This is a genomic window from 'Fragaria x ananassa' phyllody phytoplasma, from assembly GCF_018274325.1.
Classification (GTDB): Bacteria; Bacillota_I; Bacilli_A; order Acholeplasmatales; family Acholeplasmataceae; genus Phytoplasma.
This window is the reverse complement of sequence record NZ_JAGVRH010000011.1, coordinates 1-10,497: the sequence shown is the minus strand read 5'-3', so window position 1 is coordinate 10,497 and position 10,497 is coordinate 1. Positions and strand designations below refer to the sequence as shown.

4 protein-coding genes and 1 pseudogene are annotated in these 10,497 nt (G+C 24.0%); 4 read left to right on the top strand and 1 reads right to left on the bottom strand.

What is annotated here, in order from left to right:
* Nucleotides 1-263 precede the first annotated feature (263 nt).
* The gene (locus J8J04_RS02570; RefSeq protein ID WP_212332012.1) at nt 264-779 is read left to right on the top strand and encodes a hypothetical protein; all 516 of its coding nucleotides are present in this window, start codon (nt 264-266) and stop codon (nt 777-779) included.
* Between the two features lie 450 nt (nt 780-1,229).
* On the opposite strand, the gene J8J04_RS02565 is transcribed toward J8J04_RS02570, so the two are convergent.
* On the bottom strand, nt 1,230-2,438 hold the full coding sequence (locus tag J8J04_RS02565) for a hypothetical protein (RefSeq protein ID WP_212332010.1): 1,209 nt from the start codon (nt 2,436-2,438) through the stop codon (nt 1,230-1,232).
* A gap of 415 nt (nt 2,439-2,853) precedes the next feature.
* Between J8J04_RS02565 and uvrA the strand changes: the two are divergent.
* The 3 genes and pseudogenes from uvrA (at nt 2,854) to lon (ending at nt 10,292) form a co-directional block, all read left to right on the top strand.
* A pseudogene (gene uvrA, locus J8J04_RS03400) lies at nt 2,854-5,818 on the top strand (excinuclease ABC subunit UvrA).
* 757 nt (nt 5,819-6,575) lie between these two features.
* Nucleotides 6,576-7,865, top strand: coding sequence for a trigger factor (gene tig / locus J8J04_RS02555; protein ID WP_212332008.1), 1,290 nt, complete (start codon nt 6,576-6,578; stop codon nt 7,863-7,865).
* 54 nt (nt 7,866-7,919) lie between these two features.
* Nucleotides 7,920-10,292 carry an endopeptidase La gene (gene lon, locus J8J04_RS02550; RefSeq protein ID WP_212331995.1) on the top strand — a complete coding sequence of 791 codons (2,373 nt, stop codon included), beginning with the start codon at nt 7,920-7,922 and terminating at the stop codon, nt 10,290-10,292.
* Nucleotides 10,293-10,497: the final 205 nt, after the last annotated feature.

The window sequence follows — 10,497 nt, the reverse complement described above, 5'->3', positions numbered from 1 at the left end:
ATTTTTTTAGTAGTTAGTTAATTTTCTTAAATGTTTTTTTTAGATAATTACGTAAAAAAATTATTTTATTTAAATTTCATTTTTATTGAATTTTTTGGATGAAAATAATGAGCACATAAACATTCTCATATTTATAAAAAATAAGTCTTTCTTTTTATTTTTATATGTTAAAATTAATTATGATATTTGTTTTCAAAGTTAAAAAATTTTAAATAAATATAATTAAATAATTTTTTATAGAATAATTAAAAGTGAGTAAAAAAATGCGAATATTACCTTATGAATTGTATAAATATGCACCTGATGTATCTTTATGTGCTTTAAGAAAAGAGTTTGGAATGTATGATTATTGTTTAAATAAAAATCTTAGAAATAAAGGCATGCAACCTTTTTTAGATTTAGATCGCAATTATTTTAATTTGTCTATAAACAAATGGGTTAATGAAATGACAAAACGTAAACATTATGTAAATACTTTTCATTTTTTTTATGCTAAAAATAACAAATACTTAAAAATAAAAACAAATTTTTTTTTAATTTTAGAATGTTGTATACAATGGAATATTAAAAATTTTATTCCTTACAAAAGTAATTTATCATGGTTTGAAATTACAATGAAAATTTTCAAAAGGATTAAAAATCCAATTTTAAAAAAATTTAATTTAGAATCTTATAATAAGCTATTAGATTGGTATCAACATAACTTTATGAAATTAAATAAAACCAATAAGTTAAAAACTAATCAATTAAATATGATTAAAGTAATTTTTTTTTTCTAATTTGTTAAAAAATAATTAATGAAATCTTGAAGAATAGACTAATTCCTCTTTATTTTACTACAAATTTTTAAAACCTAAATTTTATCAAATAATTATTAAGTAATTTAAATAGTTTTTTATACTCAAATTTACTAAAAATATTTTTATCTTAGAAAATGGTCAAATAGTAACTTTTACTCCTGTTTAAAAAGATAAGCTCCACGAAAATAACACTGGATAAGAACAACACTTTTTAAGAAAAAAATAAAAAAAGTTATTAATAAAATCCTTGTTAATCCTTATTAGTTTAATTTATAATAGTACTTTTTTTCCTCTTTCTGATTACCTTATTATTCCTTTTCTTAATTCTTATAAGAATTAAGAAAAATTATTTATAACAAACTTTCAAATTTAAAATCACTATTACCTTTAATATGCATTAAAAAAACATTTTTATATTTTTTTTCATTTTTATGAATTTGACTTATTTCGCCTTTTAATAAAGATAATTATAGTAATTATTAAAATTAAAAGTAAGAAAAGACAAAAATAAAGATAAAAATAATAATCAGATATCATTGTTTCAAATTTAACTGTGACATAAAAACCATCATATAAAATTAAAACTTGATTATTTTTTCTATTAATTACTTTAATCATATTTTTAATTAAATCTTTATTTTCTTCATATAAAGCATTGATAATGGTATTTTGTTGATTATCTTTTAATTTCTTTTTAATTGTTGGATTGATGCATATAAAAGTAACTTCTTGTTCTTTTTGTTGATTAATAGTAATAAAAGCCTTCTTAGTTTCTATTTTTAATACCCTAAGATTATCTTTATCTTTCAATAAATAAGGATTATTAACGATAAGAGCATCTACAATAGTATCATTTCTTCTATCTTCGATAATACCTAAATTAGTTGTTTGAATGATAATAGGAGGTTGTATCATGAAGGTTACCGTGATAGTGTCTTCACATTCTTGATATGATACTTGTGCTTGATGATCCTTTATCTGGGTTACTCTAAGATTATCTTTTACCAAATTAGGATTTTTCTTACAAATAGCATTTTTAATAGTATTTTCCTGATTATCTTCTAATATTCCTAATTTTTGATAAATAAGTAATTCTTTTAAAAAGACCTGAGTGTTAATATAATTAAAGATAGCATTTTCTTTACTTACTACTCTTAGAGTGTTACCTTTTGATTTTACTTCAATATGATTAGCATGTGTGTTTAAAACTGTACATTCATCAAGAATTAAAGTATCTTCTATATTTAATAATTTATTTAGTAATAATTGAGTATTAGGATTCTTTCTTTCTTCTAAAGATAAAGTTATTTTAGTGGATAATGGTTTTAAGTATTTTTCTAACTTTAAAGGCTTGCTACTTTTTATATAGTAGATTACTGTTACACTTCCAATACAATCATCATGCATTACCTTTACTGCAGGAATTCTAATATTATTTATAATCAAAGGTGTAATCTTAAAACCATCTTTTCTTAAAGTAACTCCTTGGGAGCATATTTGATTAATAATAGTATCATTATTATCATTTTTAATACTTAATAAATTTCTTTGTAAAGGAAGTATCTTATCTTTAATATTAACCTTATTTGCATTAACTACATCAACTAATAAAAATATAATAAAACTAATTAATATCATTGAAACATATACTTTATTCTTTGTAATCAGTTTCTTATTATGGTTAACAAAATAAGTCATATCAAAAAAACTATTTATTTTACCTTTCTCTTTCTATTCTTGTTCTAATTTCTAATTTGATTAGTATTTATTTATATTTTATATAATTATCTATGTGTAATGTATATGTCTGATAATTATTTATATTTTTTATAAATGCTATATATTTAAATATTTAATAGTTAACTTAATACTCAATAATGCTTACTCTCTATTTCCTTATTACCATTAATAATAATATTATTATTAATTATATTATACACGAATATATCTATTTTTAATTTTTATTTTTTTTGAAACTATTTTTTGTGGTAATTTTGTTATAATGAATTGATATACACAAAATCAAAGAAACCAAGAGGAAGGAATTAATTAAATGAAAAAAACAAACGAGTATCATCAATTTATTAAAATTCGCGGTGCACGTGAAAATAATTTAAAAAACATTAATCTTGATATTCCTAAAAATAAACTAGTTGTAATTACTGGATTATCTGGTTCTGGTAAATCCTCTTTAGCTTTTGATACTTTATATCAAGAAGGTAAAAGAAGATATGTCGAATCATTAAGCACTTATGCTAGACAATTTTTAGGTAATTTTGAAAAACCAGATGTTGATAGCATTGAAGGTTTAAGTCCTTCTATTAGTATTGACCAAAAAAATACTTCTTATAATCCCCGTTCAACTATAGGAACTATTACTGAAATTTATGATTATTTAAGATTAATTTATGCTAATATTAGTGTCCCTTATCATCCTCTTAAAAAGATAGCTTTAAAAAAACAAACTATTGAACAAATGATCACTCAAATTGAAGAAACATTCAATCAAACTATAGTTATTATTTTAGCTCCTATAATTGAAAGACAAAAGGGAAGTCACAGAAAAACCTTAAACAAATTATTACAAGATGGTTTTTTAAGAGTGCGGATTAATGAAGAAATGAGTTTGATTAATGAAGTTAAACCTTTAATCAAAATCAATATCACAGCATTGAAGTAGCGATTGACCGTATCTTAATTAACGAAGATAATCAAACAAGACTTTATGAAGCCTTAGAACAAGCCTTAAAATTAACTCAAGGAAAAGTCTTTGTTATGTCTTATCATAAAGAGAATAAAGAGAGTAAGAATAATAATGGGGATCATATTTTAAAATTAAACAGTCATTATCATTTAGAAGGAATGGATTATGATGTTCCTTTAAAAAAAGCAAGTATCTTTTCTTTTAATACTCCTTTAGGAGCATGTAACAATTGTAAAGGAATAGGAGTTAAAGGAACTATTGATTATGAAAAGATAATTGATATCAACAAATCTTTAAATGATGGTGCTATTTTAATCAACCAAGAAATAAAGTTAAAAGATAAGATTAAACAAATATGTAAATATTATCAAATTGATATAAACACCCCTTTAAAATATTTAAAAACATCTAAATTAGAAATATTACTTTATGGTTCCTTAGAACAACGAGAATATATTTATACTGATCAAAAAGATTTAACTAAGCAAACTCAACAATCCAATCAAACTCATTTCTTTGAAGGAATATTAAATCATGCTCTTATTCAATTTAAAAATTCCTTACGTTATCAAATTTATCATCAAATAAGTTATTATAATTTCATCGATAATCTTATGATTGAAAAAAAATGCCCTATTTGCCAAGGACAAAAATTAAATCAAGGAGCTTTGCTCTTTAAAATTAATAATCTTAATATTTATGAATTAACTACTTTATCAATTGATGAACTAATTACCTTTTTAAAAGAATTAACCCTAACCCCCGAAGAAACTAAAAGTATTAATTTAGCTTTTTTAGAAGTGATTCAACGTTTAACCTTTTTACAAGAAATTGGACTTGGTTATCTAACCTTAGCACGTAGTGGTAACACTTTATCAGGAGGAGAATCTCAAAGAATTCGTTTAGCTACTCAAATTGGTTCTAAATTATCAGGAGTGCTATATGTACTAGATGAACCTTCAATTGGTTTACATCAAAAAGATAATGATTTATTAATTAATTCTTTAAAAAAAATGTGTCATTTAGGAAATTCTTTAATTGTAGTAGAACATGATCATGATACTATTTTAGCAGCTGATTATTTAATTGATATTGGCCCTAAAGCAGGTCTTTTAGGAGGAAAAGTACAAGCTGCAGGAACACCACAAGAATTAATGGAAAATCCTAATAGTTTAACAGGAAAGTATTTAGCTGGTACTCTTACTATTAATATTCCTCAACAAAGAAGACCTTTTAATGAAAAATATTTATTAGTTACTAATGCTTGTAAAAATAATTTAAAAAACATTGATGTTGTTTTCCCTATGGAAAATTTAACATTAGTAACAGGAGTATCTGGTTCTGGTAAATCTACTTTAGTCCATGATGTTTTATTATAAAAGGATTAAAACAAAATTATAATAAAAATCATTTTCAAAATAATATCTTAAAAGAAAAAGAACAATTAAAGAAGCAAGGAAAATAAGAAGAACAACAACAAAAATCAAAAATAGAACCCAATAAAGTTAACGATTTTAACCATATCAATAAAATAGTAGAAATATCACAATCATCTATCGGCAAAACCCTTAGAAGTAATCCTGTTACTTATACAGGTGTTTTTAACGAAATTAAAGATTTATATACTCAAATCCCCGAAGCCAAAATCAAAGGTTATCAAAAAGGACGCTTTTCTTTCAATGTTAAAGGAGGAAGATGCGAAGCTTGTTCTGGTGAAGGAGTCAAAAAAATATCTATGTATTTTTTACCTGATGTTTATGTCAAATGTGAAAGTTGCCAAGGAACAAGATATCAAAAAGAAACTTTAAAAATTAAATACAAAGGCAAAAATATTGCAGATATCCTCAATATGAATGTTGATGAAGGAGTAACTTTTTTCAAAAATCACCCCAAAATTAAACATCCCTTAGAAATATTACAAAAAGTGGGATTAGGATATATTAAATTAGGACAATCATCTCCTACTTTATCAGGAGGAGAATCTCAAAGAGTCAAATTAGCTAGTGAATTAAGTAAAAGAATTATTAAAGGGGCTTTATATATCTTAGACGAACCAACTACTGGCCTACATTCAGAAGATATCAAACAATTAATTGATGTCTTACAACATATGGTAGATAAAAGTGCTACTATTATTGTCATTGAACATAATTTAGATATGATTAAAAATGCTGATTATATTATTGATTTAGGCCCTGAAGGAGGAGCTAAAGGAGGTTATTTATTGGCAACAGGAACTCCTGAAGAAATTAGTAAACATCAAAGTAGTTATACAGGCAAATATTTAAAAAAGATCTTAATCAATAAAAAATAGTTATTAGACTAACAAATTAATTTTTGTAAGTCTTTTTTTTTATTTATCTTATCGCTTGTGTCTTTGATATATAAAGATATGTTATGTTATGTAATATTAAAATATTAATAATTACTAAGTATATATAAAATTATAACATTATTTAAATATTAATATAAGCACATATAAATAATAATTAGATATAAAGGTATGTAATAATTAAATATGGGATATAAATAGAACATATAAGGATATATAAAGTACATAAAAAGATATTATATATATATATATCACATTTATTCATATGTCATAAATTAATATGTTATACTAATAATAGGAAAGAAAGCCATTTTTACCTCGATATTAATTAATAATTTACCAACTTTCTACCAAGAAAATACCACAATTAATTAATATTATATACTTTAATATTTTTTTAACTATTCTTTTTATCATATTGAGTCTATTTTATTACATATTTTAAAACTAAACTATTTAATATCAATAATTAATCATTTTTAATTTTAAAGTTATCAAATTTATAAAATATATCAATAAATAATGCTTTCGCCTTAACTAATCATTTATACTCTTATTAGAATAATAAAGATATAAAGATACAACCAAATAATCATAAAATAAAATTAAATATTAGTTAAAATACAAAACACACATAACACAAAAATACAAACATAAATAATATTTTATAAAGATTAAAGCAAATTAAAGACGATTAAAGAAAAACAAAAAAATAAACAAAGAAAAAAAGGAAACAACCATGAAAATCAAAAAAGTTAATGATCAAAAAATACAATATTTTTTTAAAGTTTCAACACCTGAATTAGAAGAAAATCTTACTTTAGCTTACGAAAAAATTAAATCAAAAATAAAAATCAAAGGTTTTAGAAAAGGATACGTCCCGCGAAACATTTTTGAAATCCGCTTTGGCAAAAATGATTTATACTTTCAAGCTTTAGAAATTATTGTTCAACAAAAATACCAAGAAGCTTTAACCAAAAAAAAATTTGAAAACATGGGAATACCTCAAATGATCGCCTTAGAAGAGAAAAAATTTAAAGAAAAACAAGATTTTACTTTTGGCTTAGAATTTATGATCAAACCAAAAGTAGTTTTGGGAAAATATTTAGGATTAACAATTAAACAAAGCAATCTAAATATCAACGATAACGAAATAGCAACCAAAATCAACTCTTTAATAGATAGAAAATCAACTTTAGAACCAAAATCAACTGATTTATTAGAAAAGAAAGATACAGCTATTTTTGATTTCGAAGGTTTTGTCAACAATAAACCTTTCGAAGGAGGAAAAGGCCAAAATTATAGTTTAGAAATCGGCTCTTCCCAATTTGTTCCTGGTTTTGAAGAACAAATGTTAGGAATGAAAAGGGGGGAGAAAAAAGATATAGAAATCATTTTCCCAAACACTTATCATCAAAAAGATTTAGCCAATCAAAAAGCTATTTTCAAAATAACACTTCATGACATTAAAATCAAAAAAATGCCTAAATTAAACGATGATTTAGTCAAAACACTTCAATATCCTAAAATAAACACTTTAGAACAATTACGCAATCATATTAAACAAGAACTTTTAAAAGAAAGAAAAAAAGAAAACGACGAAAACTTAAAAAAAGAAGTTATTAACCAAATAGTAAGTCAAACCAAACTTGAAATTTCTACAGAAATTGTGACACAAGAACAAAACCGTCTTAAAAGTGAATTCGAATTACAATTAAAAAAACAAAATTTAAATTTAGAACAATATCAACAATATTTAGGAATTACTAAAGAAAAAATGGAAGCAGAATGGTATGAACAAACAAGAAAAAACTTAGAATATCAACTGATCATGGAACAAATTGCCTTAGAAGAAAAAATTACCATTTCTGAAGAAAAATTAGAAAAATATTATCTTGTTTTAAATCAAAATCATAAAATACCTGTTGAACAAATTAAAAAAAACGTCAACCCTCAAACTTTAAAAAATTCTCTTTTAATAGAAGAAGCTTGGAAATTAGTACTTCAAAGTGTTATCTTCTCTGATTAAAAAGCAACTAACCAGTAATAAATAAAAATAAAAATAGAAAGGGAATAAAAAAAAATGCCAACCAAAATTAAAAATATTAAAGCTGATTTTATCCCAGAAACAGACTTCAAAGAAGTTTTACAATTACCAGCTTTAGTAATTCATGAAGTGGTTCCTATGCCTAATGTTGATTTTAGGATTGAAATATCAGAAAAACAATATATTAACGCTTTAAAGGAATCACAAAGCAATGCTAAATCTTTTATTATCGTTTTAACCCAAATAAAAGGTTTACAAGGTAAAACCAAAATTAAAGACTTAAATCGTTATGCAGTAATGGCCCAAATTATCACCAAAATTAAATTACCTAATGGCAATTTTAAAGTAAGATTCCGTGTTTTTCAAAGAGTTAAAATCCAAAAATTTTTACAAGAGGAACCTTTTTATAAAGTAGAATATCAAAGTATTAAAACCATTTTTGGCAAAGCCAATGAAGAACAAGCTTTAGTTAAATTAGTAATCGATACTATTTTAAAAAAACCCTTTCAATTAATTAATCAAAATAATGGTAATTTTTTAGAAATGATTGAAGTAGAACACGATACAGAAAAAATAACAGATATCATTATTTTTAATTTAAGAATTGGTGATGCAGACAAATTTAAATATTTAAAAGAAGCTCGTCTTAATAAAAGATTATTCAATATTTTAAGAGATGTTGATATTTTAATTACAGGAATTAATTTAGAACAAAAAATTAATGAAAAAGTTAAACAAAGCATCGATGAAAATCAAAAAGAATTTTATTTAAGAGAAAAGATGAAAGCTATTCAACATGAATTAGGTGATAAAGCTAAGAAAGAAGAAGAAATTGCTGATTTAAGAGCAAAAATCAACAAAACCCCTTTACCTGATGATATCAAAACTAAAGCTTTACAAGAATTATCACGTTATCAATCAGCATCATCTTTAATGGCAGAATCCTTTGTAATTAAAAACTATCTTGACTTTTTACTTGAATTACCTTGGAAAAAAACTAGTCAAGATATAAACGATTTAACTCAAATTGAAAAATCTCTTAATATGGATCATTATGGATTAAAAAAAGTTAAAGAAAGAATATTAGAATATGCGGCAGTCAAAATAATGACTAAGAAAAATCCGCAAAATATCTTATGTTTAGTAGGGCCACCAGGAGTTGGTAAAACTTCTTTAGCCGCTTCTGTAGCTAAAGCTTTAGGACGTAAATTTGTAAGACAATCATTAGGTGGGATGAAAGAAGAATCCGAAATTAGAGGTCACCGTAAAACTTATATAGGAGCTATGCCTGGTCGTATTTTAACAGGAATTAAAGAAGCAAAAACAATCAATCCAGTTTTTTTATTAGATGAAATTGATAAATTAATTGCTAATTATAATTTTGATCCTGCTTCAGCTTTATTAGAAGTGTTGGATCCTCAACAAAATGTTAATTTTATGGATCATTTTTTATCAGAACCATTTGATTTATCACAAGTCCTTTTTATAGCTACTGCTAATTATTTAGAAAACGTTCCTGAACCTTTAAGAGATCGTATGGAAATTATTGAAATCAATTCTTATACTGAAAAAGATAAGGTAGAAATTGCATCAAAGTATTTACTCAAAAAACAATTAAAAAATCATGGTATCACTAACAAAAATTTAATTTTAAAAGATGATACCTTACTTTACTTAATTCGTCATTACACTAAAGAAGCAGGTGTCAGAGAATTAGAACGTATATTAGCTGAACTTGCTCGTAAAACCATTAAAAAGATTTTAATCGACAAAAAGGAACAAATTATAATTACTCCTCAAAATATAGCTAAATATTTAGGAAAAGAAAAATATTTACACTTGTTATCAGAACAAAAAGAACAAATAGGTTCTACTAATGGATTAGCTTATACTTATTTTGGTGGCGATTTACTAAAAGTCGAAGTCACTTATTACAAAGGTAAAGGTCAATTATTTTTAACCGGAAAATTAGGAGATGTTTTAAAAGAAAGCGCTTATACTGCTTTTAGTTTTATTAAAGCTAATGTCCAAAAATTAGGAATTGATGCTAATATGTTTTTAGAAAATGATTTTCATATTCATCTTCCAGAAGGCGCAGTTCCTAAAGATGGTCCATCAGCAGGAATAACAATTGCTACTTCTCTATTTTCTGCTATTACTCAAAAATATATTAAAAAAGGTTTGGGTATGACAGGAGAAATTACTTTAAGAGGAGATATTTTAGCAATTGGTGGTTTAAAAGAAAAAGCTATTGCTGCTAGCCGTAGCGGTCTTGATACTATATTAATTCCTCAAGAAAACATCAAAGATATCGATGACATTCCAGAAGAAGTAAGAACTAAATTAAATATTATAACTGTATCTGACGTTTGTGAAGTTTTTGAAAAAGTATTTATTCAGCAATTATAAAAAAATACCACCTTTAAAGGTGGTATTTTTTATTTTATCTTTTTGATGAAATATTATTTAGCAGATTTGGAAACCCATATTTGTTTTATTCTATATATACTGTTTGTTTTTATAATCATACATTAATATGATAAGCTCCACGAAAATGGAACCAGTTAAGAACAACATTTTTTTTAGAAAAAAAATATAATTTTTTTCTCAAAAA

What these genes read in the sequence shown, in the direction of transcription:
- J8J04_RS02570 (WP_212332012.1), top strand. Translation starts at nt 264, where the DNA reads ATGCGAATATTACCTTATGAATTGTATAAATATGCACCTGATGTATCT.
- J8J04_RS02565 (WP_212332010.1), bottom strand. Translation starts at nt 2,438, where the DNA reads ATGATATTAATTAGTTTTATTATATTTTTATTAGTTGATGTAGTTAAT.
- tig (WP_212332008.1), top strand. Translation starts at nt 6,576, where the DNA reads ATGAAAATCAAAAAAGTTAATGATCAAAAAATACAATATTTTTTTAAA.
- lon (WP_212331995.1), top strand. Translation starts at nt 7,920, where the DNA reads ATGCCAACCAAAATTAAAAATATTAAAGCTGATTTTATCCCAGAAACA.